Source organism: Aeromicrobium sp. Leaf245, assembly GCF_942548115.1.
Taxonomy (GTDB): domain Bacteria; phylum Actinomycetota; class Actinomycetes; order Propionibacteriales; family Nocardioidaceae; genus Aeromicrobium.
Map to the genome: position 1 here is coordinate 3,247,568 of NZ_OW824151.1, position 17,729 is coordinate 3,265,296.

Genomic DNA, 17,729 nt, shown 5'->3' on the forward strand with positions numbered 1-17,729 from the left:
GGCTGTTCCCTGCCTCAGGCCGGCGGGCCGGGCGGCACGATCAGGGCCAGCAGGCTCAGGCTCGCGCCCAGCACCGTCATCCAGACGATGTCGAACGTCCGGCCGCGCACCCGGAGCATCCCCACGTGGTCCGGTGGCACCACCACACGGGCGATCGCGCCCAGCACGAACGTCACGCCCACCACCATCAGGCCGGCCCGCCAGGCGCCGAACGCCACGAGGACGAGCCCGACCGCCACCCCCACGAGCAGGAGCAGGTAGATCTGCGATCCGCGGCTGCGCGGCAGAGGCACCTTCACCGCGCCGTCATCCCCGGCTCGCGACGATCTTCTCGGCCTCGTCGACCACGTTGCTCAGCAGCATCGCCCGCGTCATCGGACCCACGCCGCCGGGATTGGGGGCCACCCAGCCGGCCACGTCCATCACGCCGGGGTGCAGGTCGCCGACGATCTTGCCGGCCTCGTCGCGGCTGACCCCGACGTCGAGCAGGGCGGCACCGGGCTTGACCATGTCGGCCGTGATGATGCCCGGCACGCCGGCCGCGGCGACGACGATGTCGGCGCGCCGCACCTCGGCGGCGAGGTCGCGCGTGCCCGTGTGGCACAGCGTGACGGTGGCGTTCTCCGAGCGTCGCGTGAGCAGCAGTCCCATGGGACGGCCGACGGTGATGCCGCGACCGACGACCACGACGTTCGCCCCCGCGATCGGCACGTCGTGGCGGCGCAGCAGCTCCACGATCCCGCGGGGCGTGCACGGCAGCGGGGCGGGCTCACCGAGCACCAGCCAGCCCAGGTTGGTGGGGTGCAGCCCGTCGGCGTCCTTCGCCGGGTCGATCCGGCCGATCACGGCGTTCTCGTCGATCCCGCGCGGCAGCGGCAGCTGCACGATGTAGAGGGTGCAGTCGGGGTCGGCGTTCAGGCCGTCGACCGCCGCCTCGATCTCGGCCTGCGTCGCCGACGCCGGGAGGTCGACGCGGATCGACTCGATCCCGATCTGGGCGCAGTCGCGGTGCTTGGCGTCCACGTACCAGCGGCTACCCGGGTCGTCGCCGACCAGGATGGTGCCCAGACCCGGCACCAGCCCACGCTCCCGCAGGGCTGCCACCCTGCCGGTGAGCTCCGTCTTGATGGCCGCGGCCACCGCCTTGCCGTCGAGGATCTGCGCCGTCACGCGCACGAGTCTGTCACGGCTCGGCGCCCGCGAGGAACATGACCCGATGGACACTCCCCCTACACTCAGGTCCGGGAGAGTGACCCGCCTCGGTGGTCACGCTGCAGACCGGCAGGACGGTCCCGGTGCCGCACGGCACCGCACGGGAGAGGGTGACGGATGACGACGCGGGCACAGCTGTCCCAGGAGCGCAGTCGGCAGCGACGCGACGAGCTCGTCGCCGCCGCCATCGAGCTGTTCGCCGAAGGCGGCGCACGCGCCGTCACGCACCGCGCGGTCGCACGACGAGCCGGGCTCCCCCCGGCCACCACCACCTACTACTTCGCCTCGATCGAGGAGCTGCTCCGCGAGGCCCTGCGCGACCACATCGGACGGTGGCGGGCCTCGCTCGACACGCTGGCCGGCTTCGACTCCGGGCCCCGGACGCTGCGGGTCTGCGACGTGACCCCCACCATCGTGGGCGTGTTCTCGGCCCGTGGTCCCGAGGTCGCCGCCCTCGAGCTCTCGATCTACCTCGCCGCGACCCGCGACGAGGCCCTGCGCGACGAGGCCGCCAGCGCGCTTCGCAGCTTCGAGCAGCTCACCATCGGCTGGCTCACGGCTCTCGGCGTCCCCGCCCCCGAGCGACTCGCCGGCGCCCTCCTGACCGCGGTGGCCGGCACCGCTCTGCGCCGCCAGTCGGGCCTCTACTCCGAGACCGAGGAGGCCGAGCGCATGAGCGAGACCTTGCGCGACCTGGTCGGCGCCCACCTCCTGGGACGAGACGTGATCGACGGGGCTCTCGCCAAAGCGACCGGTGCGTCATTAGACTGACGATCAACAGTCTCGGGGTACACGAAGCGAAGGACGACGCGATCATGCTCGTTGGTGCCTTGGACGTCCCCAGCCCCGGACGCGGCCGTTCATGACCGACAGCACCCCTCCTGGGGGACGTGCCCGGCTCAGCCAGGAACGCAGCCGGGTCCGCCGTGACCAGCTCATCACCGCCGCGGCCACCCTCTTCGCCGAGGGTGGCACCAAGGCCGTGACCCACCGGTCCGTGAGCGAGGCCGCCGACGTGCCGCTCGCCACGGTGTCCTACTACTTCGCCTCGATCGAGCAGCTCGTCGACGTGGTGTTCAGCCAGACCCTCGCGTCCTGGAACGAGACCTGGAACGCGCTGCAGCCAGAGCCCGGCACCGTCCTCACCCCCGACGAGGTCGGGGCCATCTTCGAGCGGCTGCTCTCCGACCACACCTCGACGTCGGCTGCGCAGCAGATGCAGGTCTACCTGGCGACGTTCTCCAGGCCCCACCTCATGGACGACCTGCACGCCATGCGGGCCAACGTGGGTGCGTCGATGATCTCGCTCGTCCAGGCCGCCGGCGTGGAGGACAGCGTCGAGTGCGTCCGGGCGCTGTCGGTGCTCTACACCGGAGCCCTCGTGTCGATCACCGACCCGTCGGACGACATCGCCTCCGTGGCCGCGCTGCTGCGCCGCCAGGTCGTGCGCGTCCTCGAGGACGGTCTGCGCACGAGCTCCTGACGCCGCGCCGACCGCGCGTCAGTGGAAGAAGTGACGCGTCCCGGTCACGTACATCGTCACGCCCGCAGCCTGCGCTGCGGCGATCGTCTCGTCGTCACGCACCGACCCGCCCGGCTGGACGATGGCGCGCACGCCCGCGTCGATGAGGATCTGCGGACCGTCGGCGAACGGGAAGAACGCGTCCGACGCGGCCACGGCACCCCGGGCCCGGTCCTCGCCCGCTCGCTCGACGGCCAGACGGCACGAGTCGACCCGGTTGACCTGTCCCATGCCGATGCCCACCGACCCGCCGTCCTTGGCCAGGAGGATGGCGTTCGACTTGACCGCTCGGACCGCCGTCCAGGCGAAGGCCAGGTCGGCGAGGAGCGCGTCGTCGGCCGGATCGCCGGACACCAGCGTCCAGGAGGCGGGGTCGTCACCTGCGGCGTCGACGTGGTCGACCTGCTGGACCAGTCGCCCACCCGAGATCGGGCGCACCTCCGTGTCGGTCGCGGCGCCGTCGGTCTGCGCCGGCGCGGGTGACCGCAGGATCCTGATGTTCTTCTTGCCCTGCAGCACCTCCACGGCGCCCGGCTCGTAGTCGGGGGCCACGATCACCTCGGTGAAGACCTCGGCCACCTGCTCGGCCATCGCCACGCTCACCGGCCGGTTGGCGGCGATGACGCCACCGAAGGCGGACACCGGGTCGCACGCGTGGGCGCGGGCGTGCGCCTGCGCCACGTCGGCGCCGACGGCGATCCCGCACGGGTTGGCGTGCTTGATGATCGCCACGGCGGGCTCGTCGTGGTCGAACGCCGCGCGTCGCGCCGCGTCGGTGTCGACGTAGTTGTTGTAGCTCATCTCCTTGCCGTGCAGCTGCTCGGCGGAGGCGAGACCACCGGTGCCGTCGGCGTAGAGAGCGGCCTGCTGGTGCGGGTTCTCGCCGTACCGCAGCACCGACGTCAGCGTGCCGGCGGACCCTGCGAAGGCCGGCCAGCCCCCGTCGACCGACTCGTCACGCGTGTACTCGCCGGCGAACCACTCGGCGACGGCCACGTCGTACGCGGCGGTGTGGGCGAAGGCCTGGGCCGCGAGCCGCTTGCGCTGCTCGAGCGTGAAGCCGCCGCCGGCCAGCGCCTGCGAGACGTCGGCGTAGGCGTCGGGCGAGGTCACGATCGCGACGCTCGGGTGGTTCTTGGCGGCCGCGCGCACCATCGAGGGACCGCCGATGTCGATCTGCTCGACGCACTCGTCCGGCGTGGCGCCCGAGGCCACCGTCTCGCGGAAGGGATAGAGGTTGACGACGACGAGGTCGAACGGCTCCACGCCCAGCTCGGCCAGCTGGGCCGTGTGGGACTCCAGCCGGGTGTCGGCCAGGATGCCGGCGTGCACGCGCGGGTGCAGGGTCTTGACCCGGCCGTCGAGGCACTCGGGGAAGCCGGTCAGCTCCTCGACCGGTGTCACGGGGACGCCCGCGGCCTCGATGGTGCGGGCCGTCGACCCGGTCGAGACGATGGCGACGTCGGCGGCGTGCAGCGCCTGGGCCAGCTGCTCGAGCCCGGTCTTGTCGTACACCGAGACGAGGGCGCGCTTGATCTGTCGTGTGCTCATGCAGGGTCTCCGAGCTCGATGGTGCGGTCGTTGAGGGTGAAGCCGCGGCGCGCCAGCTCGCCGACGGAGTCGACGAGCATGCGACGCTCGCTGGTCTTGATGCGTTCGTGCAGCGTGGTCTCGTCGTCCTCGGGGAGCACCGGCACGGCCACCTGGGCCACGATCGGCCCGGTGTCGACCCCGGCGTCGACGACGAACAGCGTGGCCCCGGTGATCTTGACGCCGTACGCGAGCGCGTCACGGGGGCCGTGCATGCCGGGGAACGACGGCGAGAGCGCCGGGTGCGTGTTGAGCGTGCGACCGCCGAAGCGGGCCAGGAAGTGGGGTCCGGCGAGCTTCATGAAGCCGGCGAGGACGACGAGGTCGGGTTCGTGGGCGGCGACCTGCTCGGTCAGGGCAGCGTCCCAGGAGTCGCGGTCGGGGTGGTCGCCGAGCCGCTCGACGAACGTGGGGACGCCTGCACGCTCCGCGCGGGCGAGTCCCTCGATGCCGTCGCGGTCGGCGCCGACCGCGACGATCGTGGCGCCGTAGGTCGGGTCAGTCGTCGCGTCGATCAGGGCCTGGAGGTTGGTGCCGGAGCCGGAGACGAGGACGACGAGGCGAGCGCTCTGACGTCGCGGACTCTGGGGCACGGGCGCCACGATAGTGCGACGCCAACGCACCGAGCGCACCGCCCAGGGCCATGACGGGCACCGCGACGAGCAGGGGCGTGAGTGCGGGCGGGCCCGCCTCCGCGAGGCGTCCGGGACCCACGGCGCCCCCGGAGATGCCCACCACGACCCCCACGAGCAGGCCCGCGACGCCGCCGGCCACCGCGCCCTGGGCGCACCGGGCGAGCACGGGCCGGTCGTGGATGCCCAGCAGCGGACCGGACGAGCGCGGCAGCCGCCACCCGGCCACGAACCCGGCGAGCACGGGCAGCAGACCGAGCGCGACCACGACGTCGCCGAAGGCGCCGGGCGCGGGCAGGGCCGCCAGCACCGGCAGCCCCGGGACGGCACCGAGCTGGGACCCCGTGAGGTCGACCGACGTCTGGGACCCGAGGACGAAGCCGGGGCCGAGCAGGACCGACGTCGCCCAGGCGACCATGGTCGGCACGGCGAGCAGGCAGAGCAGCGCGAGGGCCGGAGCACCCGCGAGACCCGGATCGAGGAGGGCCCACAGCTGCGACGCCCGGTCGACGTGCAGCACCAGCAGCGCGAGCACCACGACCGCGGCCGCGGCGAGCAGGACGAGCGCGCCCAGGGCGCCGGCGCGCACGGCCTGGCGGACGTCGGCCCGACGCCACGCGTCGGGCCAGAGGTCACGGCCGCGTCCGTGCGGGAGCGTGGCCCCGAGCGCGGCGCCGACACCGGAGACCACGAAGGCCGCCGCTGCCGCGCGCACGGGGTGCACGACGATCGAGGGAGTGCTGGCCACGCTGGCCAGGACGGCGGCGAGCACGCCACAGGTCCCCGCGACGGTGGCGGCGAACGCGCCCGGCGAGTCCACCGGGTCCGGCGTCATGGCGTGCGCCACCCGAGCGGTCAGCGCCACGCACAGCAGCACCCCGCCGAGCGGCACGAGACCGAGCGTGGCGCCCTGGAGCTCGAGGCCGGAGCCTTGGAGGACGAGCCAGGCGCGGGCGCCCGTGCGCAGCGCCGGGACGAGGTCGGCCCCGCTCAGCAGCGCCACCCCCGAGCCCAGCACCAAGGCCGTGATCACGGTCAGGATCGCGGTGAGGAAGCCCGGACGCAGCGGTGCGGTCGCGACGGTCGGGTTCACCCCACCATCCTCCCGGTAAGGTCGTGGCGTTCCGACAAGCCACGCCGACACCCCCGAGGAGGCGAGCTCGATGACCCGCGTCGACGAGTTCACCAGCTTCTACGAGGCGACCTCGGCGACCTGTCTGCGTGCGGTGTACGCCATGTGCGGCGACCGCCAGGTGGCCCAGGAGGCCACCGTCGACGCCTACCGTCGGGCCTGGCGCGACTGGTCGAAGATCCGCCAGCGCGACCCGCTCGCCTACGTCCGCACCGAGGCGTGGAAGCTCACCGCGCTCAGCCGTGGCACCCATCCCCTGCGACGCCGCCACGAGGAGGACGCCGACACCGCGCTCCTCGAGGCGCTGCACGACCTGTCGGCCGACGACCGCCGTCTCATCGTCCTGCTGACCCTGGGCGACACGGACCTCGACCAGGCCTCGCGCGAGGTCGGGGTGAGCGCCGAGGAGGGCATCGAGGCGGTCACCACGGCGCTCGACGGCCTCGAGAAGCGCCTCGACCTCTCGCTCGCCGACCTCGAGGACCGGCTCAAGGGCCTCGGCGCCGTCACCGGGCAGCTCAGCATGCCCGGAGCCGACGAGGTGCGGACGGCAGCGCGTCGAGGTCGACGCCGCAACACCGTCGCGCTCGTCGCGGCGAGCGTCGTCGCCGTGCTCGCCGGCGGGCTGGTGGCCACCGACGGCGACGCCCTGGCCACGCAGAGCGACCTGCCGTACCGCGAGAAGCTCGGCGCGGAGCGCCCCGACCTGGTGCTCGAGGCACGCAAGATCACCGCCGAGAACCTGCTGTCCCCGGCCCAGGTGGCCCGGCTCGACCCCGACCAGCGGTGGTCGTCGTCGGGAACCGACGAGGACCCGAAGAACGAGACCCCGTACGCCACGTGCCCGCCGCAGCGCTTCGCCGACTCCGATCCCCTGCGGGTCTTCGTGCGCACGTTCGCCGGCAGCGGCGACGCCGATGACCGGGTCGCCGAGTCGATCGAGGTCTCGCGCGACACCGCCGCCGCGGAGAAGGCCTACGACACCACGCTGGGCTGGTACGCCGACTGCAGCCACCCACGCGTCCAGCTGGTCGGCTCCTACGTGGTTAAGCGCCCGTTCGGCGACTTCCAGATCCTGCGCCTGCGGTCCCACCGGTCGCCGCAGAAGGTCTTCACCGTCGGCCTCGCGCACTCCGGCCGCGTCACCAGCACGCTGGTCCACGAGCGCACCGGAGCCTCGGGCCCGGACATCCAGGCGTTCGCGACGGCGCTCAACGCGTCCGTCGAGAAGGTCTGCCGTGACAGCGGCGGACGCTGCACCGACGACTTCGAGGTCGTCCGGACCATCCCGCCGCGCACGTCGAGCTCGGTGGCCTTCCTGGGCACCGTCGACCTGCCGCCGATCGCCGACATCGACAAGGTGTGGTCGGGCACCCGACCGCTGCGACCGGAGACCAACCCCGCAGCCACCCAGTGCGACGAGGCCGACTTCCGCCGCAAGGGCTTGGAGTCCACCGCCTCGCGCGTCTTCGTCATCCCCGACGCCGTCGGCGTCCCCGCCGAGTTCGGCATCACCGAGACGGTCGGGCGGTACTCCAGCGACGACGCGGCGAAGAAGCTCGTCGACAAGGTGCGCGACGACATCGACGACTGCCCCGACGCGAACCTCTCCGCGGAGGTGACCCAGGAGAAGAAGATCGAGGGCTCCGGCTTCAGCGGCCGGTCCTGGAAGATCAGCCTCGAGGTCTCCGAGGGCGACCGCGTCGTCATCCGCACGGGCATCGTGCGGCGGGGCAAGGCCGTCGCCCAGGTGACCATGACGCCCGTGGGCGACTACGACGTGGACCGCAAGACCTGGGAGGCCCTCGTCAAGCGGGCCGGTGAGCGCCTCACCTACGCCCCGACCTCCTGAGCCCGACCTCCTGAGCCGGGCCCCCTGAGCCGGGCCTCCTGAGCCGGGCCGTCCGCTCTCGTCCCACCTGTCCCGGGGCGGGCTTCCTGCGCCGACCATGCGGGGGCCGACCGTGCGGTCCCGACGGCCGCTCGGTGCGGAGCACCGCGGGCACGCAGAACGGGCCCCGACCTGTCGGTCGGGGCCCGTTCGTGCAGCAGACGTGAGGTCAGCCGTTGAGGATCTCGCGCATGAGCTCGGCGGTCTCGGACGGCGTCTTGCCGACCTTGACCCCGGCGGCCTCGAGGGCCTCCTTCTTGCCCTGCGCCGTGCCCGCGCCGTCGGACACGATGGCGCCGGCGTGGCCCATCGTCTTGCCCTCGGGAGCGGTGAAGCCGGCCACGTAGCCGACGACGGGCTTGGTGACGTTGGCCTTGATGTAGGCCGCCGCCTTCTCCTCCGCGTCGCCACCGATCTCGCCGATCATCACGATCGCCTTCGTCTCGGGGTCGGCCTCGAACGCCTCGAGGGCGTCGATGTGGGTGGTGCCGATGATCGGGTCGCCGCCGATGCCGATGGCGGTCGAGAAGCCGAAGTCGCGCAGCTCGAACATCATCTGGTAGGTCAGCGTGCCCGACTTCGACACCAGGCCGATGGGGCCCTTGCCCGCGATGTTGGCGGGCGTGATCCCGGCGAGCGCCTCGCCCGGCGTGATGATGCCGGGGCAGTTCGGGCCGATGATGCGCGTCTTCTTGCCCTGGGCGTAGGCCCAGAACTCCGCGGAGTCCTGGACGGGGACGCCCTCGGTGATGATGACGAGCAGCCCGATCTCGGCGTCGATGGCCTCGATCACGGCGTCCTTGGTGAACGCGGGCGGGACGAACGCGACGCTGACGTCGGCGCCCGTCTTCTCGATGGCCTCGGCCACGGTGCCGAAGACCGGCAGCTCCACCTCGGCGCCGGAGGCGTCGGTGTGGGTGACGGTCGTGCCGGCCTTGCGGGCGTTGACGCCGCCCACGATGTTCGTGCCGGCCGCCAGCATGCGGGCGGTGTGCTTGGAGCCCTCGCCGCCGGTGATGCCCTGGACGATGACCTTGGAGTCCTTGGTCAGGAAGATCGACATGTCAGCCCCTTCAGCCGTTCGCCAGCTCGGCGGCCTTGTCGGCCGCACCGTCCATGGTGTCCACCTGCGTCACGAGCGGGTGGTTCAGCTCGTCCAGGATCGCGCGGCCCTCGTCGACGTTGTTGCCGTCGAGACGGACCACGAGCGGCTTGGTGGCGCCGTCGCCGAGCAGCTCGAGCGCGCCCTTGATGCCGTTCGCGACGGCGTCGCACGACGTGATGCCGCCGAAGACGTTCACGAAGACGCTCTTGACCTGCGGGTCACCGAGGATGACGTCGAGACCGTCGGCCATGACCTGCGCCGACGCTCCGCCACCGATGTCGAGGAAGTTCGCCGGCTTCACGTCGCCGTGCTTCTCGCCGGCGTAGGCGACCACGTCGAGGGTGCTCATGACGAGTCCCGCGCCGTTGCCGATGATGCCGACCTCGCCGTCGAGCTTGACGTAGTTGAGGCCCTTCTCCTTGGCCTTCGCCTCGAGCGGGTCGGCCTCCTCGTGGATCACGAAGTCCTCGTGCTCGGGGTGGCGCACCTCGGAGGCGTTGTCGTCGAGCGACACCTTGCCGTCGAGCGCCTCGAGCTTGTCGCCGTCGAGACGGGCGAGCGGGTTGACCTCGACGAGGGTGGCGTCCTCCTCGACGAAGACCTTCCAGAGCGACTGGACCATGGCCACGGCCTGGTCGGCGAGCTCGGCGGGGAACTTCGCGTCGGCCACGATCTCGCGGGCCTTGGCCTCGTCGACACCGGCGTCGGCGTCGATCGGGATCTGGCGCACGGCCTCGGGGTTGGTCTTGGCGACCTCCTCGATCTCCACACCACCCTCGACGCTCGCGATGCACAGGTAGCTGCGGTTGGAGCGGTCGAGCAGGAACGAGAAGTAGTACTCCTCGACCGGGGGCGTGGCCGGCGTGACGAGCACGCGGTTGACCGTGAGGCCCTTGATCTCCATGCCCAGGATGTTGGAGGCGTGCTCGTAGGCCTCGTCGGCCGTCTTGGCGAGCTTGACGCCGCCTGCCTTGCCGCGACCGCCGGCCTTCACCTGAGCCTTGACGACGGTCACGCCGCCCATCTGCTCAGCTGCTGCCTTGGCTTCGTCGGCGGTCTGCACGACCGTGCCGAGCGTCGTCGCGACGCCATGCTTGGCGAAGAGCTCCTTCGCCTGGTATTCCATCAGATCCACGGTGATGACCGTCCTTGGTTGTCCAGGTCCTCTGAGGTAGGTCAGAGCCTCTCGGGACTCTAGCCTCTGCGCGGCCGGTCCGGGCGATGGGGTGCGTCACAGGGCCACGGCCACGAACGGCTCCCGACCCGCCGTGAGCCATCACCGTGACGCGACGCGGGAGACCTGCACCTCGTGGAGCCCCATCGCGTCCAGCGCCTCGCGGAGCTGCTGCGCGGACGCGTCGTCGGCCACGACCAGCGCGGTGGCCGCGTCCTCGGCCCTGACCGCCCACGCCGTGGCCTGCGGGTCGCTGCGGCCCAGGTACACGACCTCGTGCCCCTCCGCGCTCGCCGTCCGCGCGCTCCGCAGAGCGGTGTCGGAGGCGGTGTCGGGGGCGGTGTCGAGGGCGGTGTCGAGGGCGGTGTCGAGATCGAGGATCGCGACCACGACGCGGGAGGACTGCACGTCGAGATCGTCGCCCATGCGCGTGAACCTGCTCACACGGGGCCTGCCTTCCACGCGGGGAACCCGGCGTTCGGCCCTCGATCGTGACCTTTGCTCCTTGACCAGACCCATGCGTCCTCTAGACTCGTCGGGTCCCGCCCTGCCGCCCGGAGGTTCCTGCGTGTCTTCGTCTGCCCCCAAACGTCGCCTCGACGTACGGCAGCAGACCCCTCGCGACACGCTCCCCGGCGGACGTCGGGCCGTCAGCCGCCCGCAGCGCCGTCGTCGGAGCTTCCGGCTGACGCCCGCCGCAGCGGGTGCCTTCGCCCTCGTCGTCGCAGGCATCGGAGCCGGCGCCTTCTCGTCGCAGGCCGACCGCGGTGCGCTGCAGTCGGGCTACCAGACGATCTCGGCCAGCTACACCGGCACGCAGGACGTCGACGTCACCCCCGAGATCGACAAGGCGACGCTCCAGCGCCAGACGGAGCAGCAGGCCTCGCAGAAGCTCAAGGTCGACGAGGAGCTGCGCGACAAGGCGCAGAACGTCGCCGACGAGTACAAGTCCAACCAGTGGGTCCTGCCCGTCACCGGCTACCGCCTCACGGCGCGCTTCGGCCAGGCCAGCTCGCTGTGGTCGAGCACCCACACCGGCCTCGACTTCGCCGGGCCGTCCGGCTCGACGATCGTCTCGGTCGCCGCGGGCACCGTGACGTCGGCCGGCTACGAGGGTGCCTACGGCAACCGCACCATCGTCACGCTCGACGACGGCACCGAGATCTGGTACTGCCACCAGAGCCGGGTCTCCGTCAACGTCGGCGACAAGGTCGGCGCCGGCCAGACGATCGGCTACACCGGCTCCACGGGCAACGTCACCGGCCCGCACCTGCACCTCGAGGTGCACCCGGGCGGCGGCGGACCCGTCGACCCCGACGCTGCGCTCCGCGAGCACGGCGTCACCCCCTGATCCTGCCGGGTCCGAACGGCCGGTCTCGAGCCGCGCTGCGTTGATCGGTCGGCCTGTCTGTTGTGCCGAGCGTGGACCTGCGGCTGCGCTTCCGCGCGTCGGAGCGAGGTCGGCCTTCGAGCGGCCCCGACGGAGCGGTTCACGCGCCGCGCCCGAGCCCGCCGCCAGAGGTAGGTCTCGCACCGAACCACGCCGTCAGAGGTAGGTGACGCACCCGACGACGCCGTCAGAGGTAGGTGACGCACCCGACGACGCCGTCAGAGGTAGGTCTCGCACCTCAAACGACCCGGATCCGGTGCGTCACCTACCTCTGACCCGCCGGTCAGGTGCCACACCTACCTCTGACGATGCGGACCCGGCCAGGACGGCGGGGCCGATCGGTCAGAGCTTCTCGACGGGGGCGTAGCGCAGGAGCAGGCGCTTGACGCCCTGGGAGCCGAAGTCGACGCTCGCGACGGCGTTGTCGCCCTGGCCGTCGAGGGCCACGACGGTGCCGAGGCCGAAGCTGTCGTGGGTGACGCGGTCCCCCGGGTCGAGCGAGGGGATGTCGCGCTTGCGCTGCGACCGGGCCGCCGCGGCCTTGGCCGTGAAGGCCGGGGCGCTGGACGTGGACCGACCGCTGGACGACGCGGCTCGGGTCCAGGCCGTGGGCGACTGCGCCTCACGACGCCAGTCGAGCAGGTGGCCGGGCAGCTCGTCGAGGAAGCGTGACGCCGGGTTGTACGAGGGGGCGCCCCACGCCGCCCGGCTCATGGCGCGCGTGACGTAGAGCCGCTCGCGGGCCCGTGTGATGCCGACGTAGGCGAGACGTCGCTCCTCCTGCAGCTCGGAGGCGTCGCCGAGGGCCCGAAGGTGCGGGAAGACGCCGTCCTCGAGCCCGGTCAGGAACACCACGGGGAACTCCAGGCCCTTGGCGGTGTGCAGGGTCATCAGGGTGACCACCCCGTCACCCTCGTCGGGCACGGCGTCGGCGTCGGCCACGAGCGCGACCTGCTCGAGGAACGCCTCCAGCGACCCGCGCGTCAGGTCGCCGTCCTCGCGGCCGGTCTCCTCGTCGGTGACCGTCGAGGCGTTCACGACGAACTCGCGCGCGACGGCCACCAGCTCGGCCAGGTTCTCGACGCGGGTCTCGTCCTGCGGGTCCTTGCTCGACTCGAGCGCGGTCAGGTAGCCGGTGCGGGTGAGCGCGGCCTCGAGCACGACGTCGGCGGGTTCGCCCGACAGGGCCAGCTCGCGCAGCTCGGCCATGGTCTCGGCGAAGGTGGTGACGGCGTTGAGCGAGCGCGAGGCCAGGTCACCGGCCTCCTTCGCGCGCTGCAGACCGTCCCAGAACGAGATCTGCTCGCGTGCGGCGAACCGCTCGACCGCGGCCTGCGCGCCGTCGCCGATGCCGCGCTTGGGCTCGTTGACGATGCGTCGCAGCGAGACCGTGTCGCGGGGGTTGATCAGCGCGCGCACGTAGGCGAGCGCGTCCTTGATCTCCTTGCGCTCGTAGAACCGCACCCCGCCGACGACGCGGTACGGCAGGCCCACGCGGATGAAGACCTCCTCGAACACGCGCGACTGCGCGTTGGTGCGGTAGAAGACGGCGACGTCGGAGGCCTTGGCGTCGCCGGCATCGGTCAGCCGGTCGACCTCGTCGGCGATGAACTGGGCCTCGTCGCGCTCGTCGTCGCCGACGTAGCCGACGATGCGCTCGCCCTCGCCGGCCGCCGACCACAGGTTCTTGTCCTTGCGTCCCTCGTTGCGGCTGATGACGGCGTTGGCGGCGTTGAGGATGGTCTGGGTCGAGCGGTAGTTCTGCTCCAGCAGCACGGTGGAGGCGTTCGGGTAGTCCTCCTCGAACTCCAGGATGTTGCGGATGTTGGCACCGCGGAAGGCGTAGATGGACTGGTCGGAGTCGCCCACGACCATGAGGTCGAGGTCCGGGTCGGTCTCGGGGTCGCACAGCTCGCGCACGAGGGCGTACTGCGCGTGGTTGGTGTCCTGGTACTCGTCGACGAGCACGTGCCGGAAGCGGCGGCGGTAGGTCTCGCGGACGTCGGGGAACGCCTGGAACAGGTGGACGGTCTGCATGATCAGGTCGTCGAAGTCCATGGCGTTGGCCGCGCGCAGCCGCTGCTGGTAGAGCCCGTAGGCCTCGGCGTAGAGCTCCTCGGTGCCGTTGGTGGCGTGACCACCCGCGGACTCGTGGTCGACCAGGTCGTTCTTGAGGTTGGAGACCCAGTGCAGGACCGCGCGCGGGTTCACCCGCTTGGGGTCCAGGCCCATGTCGCGGCAGACCATGGTCATGAGGCGTCGGGAGTCGGCTGCGTCGTAGATGCTGAACGTCGACGTGTAGCCGAAGCGGTTGGCCTCGCGCCGCAGGATGCGCACGCACGAGGAGTGGAACGTGCTCACCCACATGGCTCGCGACGGCCCGCCCACCAGCTCGGCCACGCGCTCGCGCATCTCGGCGGCGGCCTTGTTGGTGAAGGTGATGGCCAGGATCGAGCCCGGATGGGCGCCGCGTGCGGCGATCAGCCAGGCGATGCGTCGGGTGAGGACGCGGGTCTTGCCGGACCCGGCACCGGCCACCACGAGCACCGGACCGGGAGCGTGGGACACGGCAGCCCGCTGGGCGTCGTTCAGTCCCTCGAGCAGCGTCTCCGAGCGCGCCGCGCGCCGCCCGGACCGCCCGCTGCCGGCACCACCTCCGGTGCCGTCGGAGGGAGACGGGGGGCGGGCACCTTGGGGCACGGGGAACGGCAGCGTCATGACCGGTCCAGCCTAGACGGGAGGCCTGACACCCCGATCCCGCCACCTCCGGCTCGCCTGCCACCGAGGCGGCCCGCCCCGGCTCGCCCGCAGACTTGATTGTGTCACTACAATGCGATACAAAGGTTGAGACAAACCGTCGTCGAACCGGATCGGGGACCGACCATGAGCACCACCACCCTCGTCATCGTCCTGCTCGCACTCGCCGTCGTGCTGTACTGCACGGCACCGCGCCAGGCAGTGGCCCACGCCGCCGTCTGGGCACGGCGCACCCGGGTCGACGTCGACTGCGACGCCCTGGTCGCCGAGCTGACCCACCGACTCCAGGTCGGGGCCGTGGGTGCCGGCATCGGGACTCTCCTCGGCATCGTGCCGCTCGTGGCGGGGGCCGGGACGGGCGACACCTCCGGGCCCGACGGCCTCGCCGACGTCGCGATCGTCCTGACCTCGACCGTCGTGTGCGCCGTCGCCTCCGAGGCCGTCAACGTCGTGCGCCGGACCCCGTCACCCCGCGGCCGCCGAGCCGCGTCGCTCGTGCCGCGCACGGCTCACGGCAGCACCGCTGAACGGATCGGCGAGCTGGCCCTCGTCGTCGCGGCCGTCGCCGGGTTCGCGCTCGCCGTGGCCACCCTCGTCGACGGCGTCGACGGCGGGAACGGCGCCGTGGCCGCCGCGAGCGGGGCCCTCGTCGTGATGGTCGTCTGCATCGGCGTCCGAGCCCGCATGGTGCGGCAGGCGCTCGTCGCGGAGGACGACCAGACCCTGGCCGTCGCGACCGTCGCCGGCGCCGTGAGCATCGACCGGTTCACCGAGAACCTGCTCGCCAGCGGCGGCGTCCTGACGCTCACGGCTCTGCTCGCCCCCGCGATCGCCGCCGGTCCGGGGGCGCTGCGCACGACGGCCCTCGTCCTCGGCGCACTCGTGGTCGTCCTCGTCGGCGGGCTCGTCGCCGTCCGGCGGACCAACCGACAGGCGGTGGCCGCGTGATCGCCCTCGTGGTGGACCCGGCCACGGCCGAGCCCCCGTTCGAGCAGGTGCGTCGGCAGGTGGCCGCGGGCGCGGCCGACGGCTCCCTGCCGCCCGGGCACAAGCTGCCGACCGTCCGCCAGCTGGCCGCCGACCTGGGGCTCGCGGTCAACACCGTGGCCCGCGCCTACCGCGAGCTCGAGGCCGACGGCGTGATCGAGACCCACGGCCGACGCGGCACCTTCGTCGCCGCCGCGGTCGCCGTGGACGAGGACACCCGCGCCTCGGCCACCCGCTACGCCGCCGACGCCCGCCGGGCAGGACTCTCCCGCGACCAGGCGCTGCGGCTCGTCGAGGACGCGTGGGGCCGATGAACGCCGACCCCGTGTCCGTCCGGCTCGCCGGGGAGCGCGACCTCGACGAGCTGACCGACCTCTGGGAGCGGGCGGCTCGGACCAGCCACGGGTTCATGTCCGACGACGACTTCGCCGAGGCCCACCCGTACCTGCGCGACGCCCTGCTGCCGTCCATGGACGTCTGGGTGGCCGAGGACGACACCGGGCGCCCGCTCGGACTCGCCGGCGTGCGGGGGCCGCACCTGGAGCTCCTCTACGTCGAGCCCGCCGTGCACGGCACCGGCATCGGCACCCTGCTGCTCGACCACGTGCGCCCCACCAGCGTGGAGGTCTATGCGGGCAACACCCACGGCCTCGGCTTCTACACCGCACACGGCTTCAGGCGTCTGCGCACCCACACCACCGACGCCTTCGGCCGCCCGTTCCCGGTCGTGCACCTGGTGCGCGACGCGCCCTGACCCCGCTCGGGTGGTCCGGCGCCCGAGCTGCTGGGCTACTGGGCGAACTCGTTGGGGTTGCGCCACGTCCGCTCGAACGGCAGCCGCCAGGCACGCGGGGCGATCAGCTGGTGCACCGAGTTCGGACCCCAGGTTCCCGGCGGGTACGGGCGCACCGGCGGCGGGTCGTCGAGCAGCGGCTGGGAGATCTCCCACAGCCGCTCGATGCCCTCCGCGGTGGTGAACAGGGTCCGCTCCCCCTTCATCGCGTCGAGGATGAGCCGCTCGTAGGCCTCGAGCACCTCGTCGGCGCGGGCCGTGTCCTGCATGGCGAACTGCATGGACAGCTTGTCCAGACGCATGCCCGGCCCGGGTCGCTTGCCGTAGAACGACAACGACATGCGCGAGGAGTCGGCGAGGTCGAAGGTCAGGTGGTCCGGACCCGACAGCCCCACGCCCGAGCCGGCGGGGAACATCGACTTCGGCGGCTCCCGGAAGGCGATCGAGATGATGCGCGCCCCCTCGGCCATCTGCTTGCCGGTCCGCAGGTAGAACGGCACCCCGGCCCAGCGCCAGTTGTCGATCTGCGCGCGGAGCGCCACGAAGGTCTCCGTCTCGGAGTCGTGCTGCACCCCGGGCTCCTCGCGGTAGCCCTGGTACTGGCCCCGCACGACGTCGGACGGCCGCAGCGGCAGCATCGACCGGAAGACCTTGTTCTTCTCCTCGCTGATGGAGTCGGAGTCGAGCGACGTCGGCGGCTCCATCGCCATGAACGCGAGGATCTGGAACAGGTGCGTCACGACCATGTCCTTGAACGCGCCCGTGCCCTCGTAGAAGCCCGAGCGGCCCTTGAGCGACAGCGTCTCGGGAACGTCGATCTGGACGTGGTCGATGAACGTGCGGTTCCAGATCGGCTCGAACAGGCCGTTCGCGAACCGGAACGCGAGGATGTTGAGGGCCGCCTCCTTGCCCAGGAAGTGGTCGATGCGGAAGATCTGCTGCTCGTCGAAGACCTCGTGGATCCGCGCGTTGAGCGAGCGGGCCGAGGCGAGGTCGGTGCCGAACGGCTTCTCCATGATGATCCGCGAGCGGTCCACCAGGCGTGCATGCGCCAGCGTCTGCACGACGTCGATCGCGGCCTTCGGCGGCACGCTCAGGTAGTGCAGGCGCCGCGGCTCACCACCCAGCTCCGCCTCGAGGGACGCCGCCATCTCGGCCAGCCGCTCGGGGCCCTCGGACACGTTGACGTAGTGCAGCTTGGGGGCGAAGTCGTCCCACTCCGCGTCCGGGACGGGACGTCCGAACTCCTGGCAGGCCTGCTGCGCGAACGCCCGGAAGCCGTCGTCGTCGAGGTCGTCCATGGACACCGCGATGATGCGCGAGTCCGCGACCAGCCTCGAGCGCAGCAGGTGCAGCAGCCCGGGGAGGAGCTTGCGTCGGGCCAGGTCGCCGGTCGCGCCGAACAGCACGATCAGGTGCGGGTCACTCATGGTCCGAGGCTAGACCCGGTTCGTTGCGGACGGGTGAACGTCGCTCGATCGCCGCACCGAGCGACCCAACGGAGCGCCAGGGTCGACCCGGGGTGCCCCCAGGGTCGCGACCAG

Annotated in this window: 17 protein-coding genes; 7 read left to right on the forward strand and 10 right to left on the reverse strand. The window is 72.1% G+C overall.

The window, feature by feature from the left end:
• Positions 1-14: 14 nt before the first annotated feature.
• Positions 15-299 (reverse strand): DUF3017 domain-containing protein, encoded by a 285-nt coding sequence (locus tag NBW76_RS15830; RefSeq protein ID WP_055969355.1) that lies wholly within the window; start codon positions 297-299, stop codon positions 15-17.
• A gap of 7 nt (positions 300-306) precedes the next feature.
• Positions 307-1,170 carry a bifunctional methylenetetrahydrofolate dehydrogenase/methenyltetrahydrofolate cyclohydrolase gene (locus NBW76_RS15835; RefSeq protein ID WP_055970272.1) on the reverse strand — a complete coding sequence of 288 codons (864 nt, stop codon included), beginning with the start codon at positions 1,168-1,170 and terminating at the stop codon, positions 307-309.
• Between the two features lie 159 nt (positions 1,171-1,329).
• On the opposite strand from NBW76_RS15835, the gene NBW76_RS15840 reads away from it, so the two are divergent.
• Positions 1,330-1,983, forward strand: a complete 654-nt coding sequence (locus NBW76_RS15840) for a TetR/AcrR family transcriptional regulator (protein WP_055969358.1) — start codon at positions 1,330-1,332, stop codon at positions 1,981-1,983.
• A 91-nt stretch (positions 1,984-2,074) separates the two neighbouring features.
• A complete protein-coding gene (locus NBW76_RS15845) occupies positions 2,075-2,695 on the forward strand; it encodes a TetR/AcrR family transcriptional regulator (protein WP_055969360.1) in 621 nt (206 codons plus the stop codon).
• An 18-nt stretch (positions 2,696-2,713) separates the two neighbouring features.
• On the opposite strand, the gene purH is transcribed toward NBW76_RS15845, so the two are convergent.
• The 3 genes from purH to NBW76_RS15860 are packed head-to-tail and all read right to left on the reverse strand — an operon-like array spanning position 2,714 to position 6,049.
• Positions 2,714-4,285, reverse strand: coding sequence for a bifunctional phosphoribosylaminoimidazolecarboxamide formyltransferase/IMP cyclohydrolase (gene purH / locus NBW76_RS15850; protein ID WP_055969365.1), 1,572 nt, complete (start codon positions 4,283-4,285; stop codon positions 2,714-2,716).
• The gene (gene purN / locus NBW76_RS15855) at positions 4,282-4,917 is read right to left on the reverse strand and encodes a phosphoribosylglycinamide formyltransferase (protein WP_056552638.1); all 636 of its coding nucleotides are present in this window, start codon (positions 4,915-4,917) and stop codon (positions 4,282-4,284) included. Before purN ends, purH begins: the two co-directional genes overlap by 4 nt.
• Positions 4,823-6,049: a DUF6350 family protein gene (locus tag NBW76_RS15860; protein WP_055969369.1), complete on the reverse strand. Its 1,227-nt coding sequence runs from the start codon at positions 6,047-6,049 to the stop codon at positions 4,823-4,825. The genes purN and NBW76_RS15860 overlap by 95 nt, the downstream gene beginning before the upstream one ends.
• 70 nt (positions 6,050-6,119) lie before the next feature.
• On the opposite strand from NBW76_RS15860, the gene NBW76_RS15865 reads away from it, so the two are divergent.
• Positions 6,120-7,940 (forward strand): sigma-70 family RNA polymerase sigma factor, encoded by a 1,821-nt coding sequence (locus tag NBW76_RS15865; RefSeq protein ID WP_055969372.1) that lies wholly within the window; start codon positions 6,120-6,122, stop codon positions 7,938-7,940.
• 208 nt (positions 7,941-8,148) lie between these two features.
• Here NBW76_RS15865 and sucD read toward each other — a convergent pair whose 3' ends face one another.
• The 3 genes from sucD to NBW76_RS15880 all read right to left on the reverse strand — a co-directional run bounded on the left by sucD (position 8,149) and on the right by NBW76_RS15880 (position 10,684).
• Complete coding sequence (gene sucD / locus NBW76_RS15870; protein ID WP_055969374.1) at positions 8,149-9,042, reverse strand: succinate--CoA ligase subunit alpha; 894 nt, start codon at positions 9,040-9,042, stop codon at positions 8,149-8,151.
• A gap of 10 nt (positions 9,043-9,052) precedes the next feature.
• The gene (gene sucC / locus NBW76_RS15875; protein ID WP_055969377.1) at positions 9,053-10,219 is read right to left on the reverse strand and encodes an ADP-forming succinate--CoA ligase subunit beta; all 1,167 of its coding nucleotides are present in this window, start codon (positions 10,217-10,219) and stop codon (positions 9,053-9,055) included.
• A 141-nt stretch (positions 10,220-10,360) separates the two neighbouring features.
• Entirely contained in the window at positions 10,361-10,684 is a 324-nt protein-coding gene (locus NBW76_RS15880) for a hypothetical protein (protein ID WP_056552641.1), read from the reverse strand.
• 142 nt (positions 10,685-10,826) lie between these two features.
• On the opposite strand from NBW76_RS15880, the gene NBW76_RS15885 reads away from it, so the two are divergent.
• Positions 10,827-11,609 (forward strand): M23 family metallopeptidase, encoded by a 783-nt coding sequence (locus tag NBW76_RS15885; protein WP_055969383.1) that lies wholly within the window; start codon positions 10,827-10,829, stop codon positions 11,607-11,609.
• A 381-nt stretch (positions 11,610-11,990) separates the two neighbouring features.
• Here NBW76_RS15885 and pcrA read toward each other — a convergent pair whose 3' ends face one another.
• A complete protein-coding gene (gene pcrA, locus NBW76_RS15890; RefSeq protein ID WP_082480525.1) occupies positions 11,991-14,366 on the reverse strand; it encodes a DNA helicase PcrA in 2,376 nt (791 codons plus the stop codon).
• A 165-nt stretch (positions 14,367-14,531) separates the two neighbouring features.
• On the opposite strand from pcrA, the gene NBW76_RS15895 reads away from it, so the two are divergent.
• From NBW76_RS15895 to NBW76_RS15905, 3 genes are read left to right on the forward strand one after another with little or no spacing between them, the layout of a single operon-like run.
• Positions 14,532-15,353, forward strand: a complete 822-nt coding sequence (locus NBW76_RS15895; protein WP_056552644.1) for a hypothetical protein — start codon at positions 14,532-14,534, stop codon at positions 15,351-15,353.
• Positions 15,350-15,706 carry a GntR family transcriptional regulator gene (locus NBW76_RS15900; protein ID WP_082480526.1) on the forward strand — a complete coding sequence of 119 codons (357 nt, stop codon included), beginning with the start codon at positions 15,350-15,352 and terminating at the stop codon, positions 15,704-15,706. Before NBW76_RS15895 ends, NBW76_RS15900 begins: the two co-directional genes overlap by 4 nt.
• Entirely contained in the window at positions 15,703-16,146 is a 444-nt protein-coding gene (locus tag NBW76_RS15905) for a GNAT family N-acetyltransferase (RefSeq protein ID WP_056552647.1), read from the forward strand. The genes NBW76_RS15900 and NBW76_RS15905 overlap by 4 nt, the downstream gene beginning before the upstream one ends.
• A 35-nt stretch (positions 16,147-16,181) precedes the next feature.
• On the opposite strand, the gene zwf is transcribed toward NBW76_RS15905, so the two are convergent.
• Entirely contained in the window at positions 16,182-17,615 is a 1,434-nt protein-coding gene (zwf, locus tag NBW76_RS15910) for a glucose-6-phosphate dehydrogenase (protein WP_055969392.1), read from the reverse strand.
• Positions 17,616-17,729 lie beyond the last annotated feature (114 nt).

Excerpts from the sequence above, each read along its gene's own strand:
- zwf (WP_055969392.1), bottom strand. The coding sequence starts at position 17,615 with ATGAGTGACCCGCACCTGATCGTGCTGTTCGGCGCGACCGGCGACCTG.
- NBW76_RS15905 (WP_056552647.1), top strand. The coding sequence starts at position 15,703 with ATGAACGCCGACCCCGTGTCCGTCCGGCTCGCCGGGGAGCGCGACCTC.
- NBW76_RS15880 (WP_056552641.1), bottom strand. The coding sequence starts at position 10,684 with ATGGGCGACGATCTCGACGTGCAGTCCTCCCGCGTCGTGGTCGCGATC.
- NBW76_RS15865 (WP_055969372.1), top strand. The coding sequence starts at position 6,120 with ATGACCCGCGTCGACGAGTTCACCAGCTTCTACGAGGCGACCTCGGCG.
- NBW76_RS15895 (WP_056552644.1), top strand. The coding sequence starts at position 14,532 with ATGAGCACCACCACCCTCGTCATCGTCCTGCTCGCACTCGCCGTCGTG.
- NBW76_RS15840 (WP_055969358.1), top strand. The coding sequence starts at position 1,330 with ATGACGACGCGGGCACAGCTGTCCCAGGAGCGCAGTCGGCAGCGACGC.
- pcrA (WP_082480525.1), bottom strand. The coding sequence starts at position 14,366 with ATGACGCTGCCGTTCCCCGTGCCCCAAGGTGCCCGCCCCCCGTCTCCC.
- purH (WP_055969365.1), bottom strand. The coding sequence starts at position 4,285 with ATGAGCACACGACAGATCAAGCGCGCCCTCGTCTCGGTGTACGACAAG.
- NBW76_RS15845 (WP_055969360.1), top strand. The coding sequence starts at position 2,075 with ATGACCGACAGCACCCCTCCTGGGGGACGTGCCCGGCTCAGCCAGGAA.
- sucD (WP_055969374.1), bottom strand. The coding sequence starts at position 9,042 with ATGTCGATCTTCCTGACCAAGGACTCCAAGGTCATCGTCCAGGGCATC.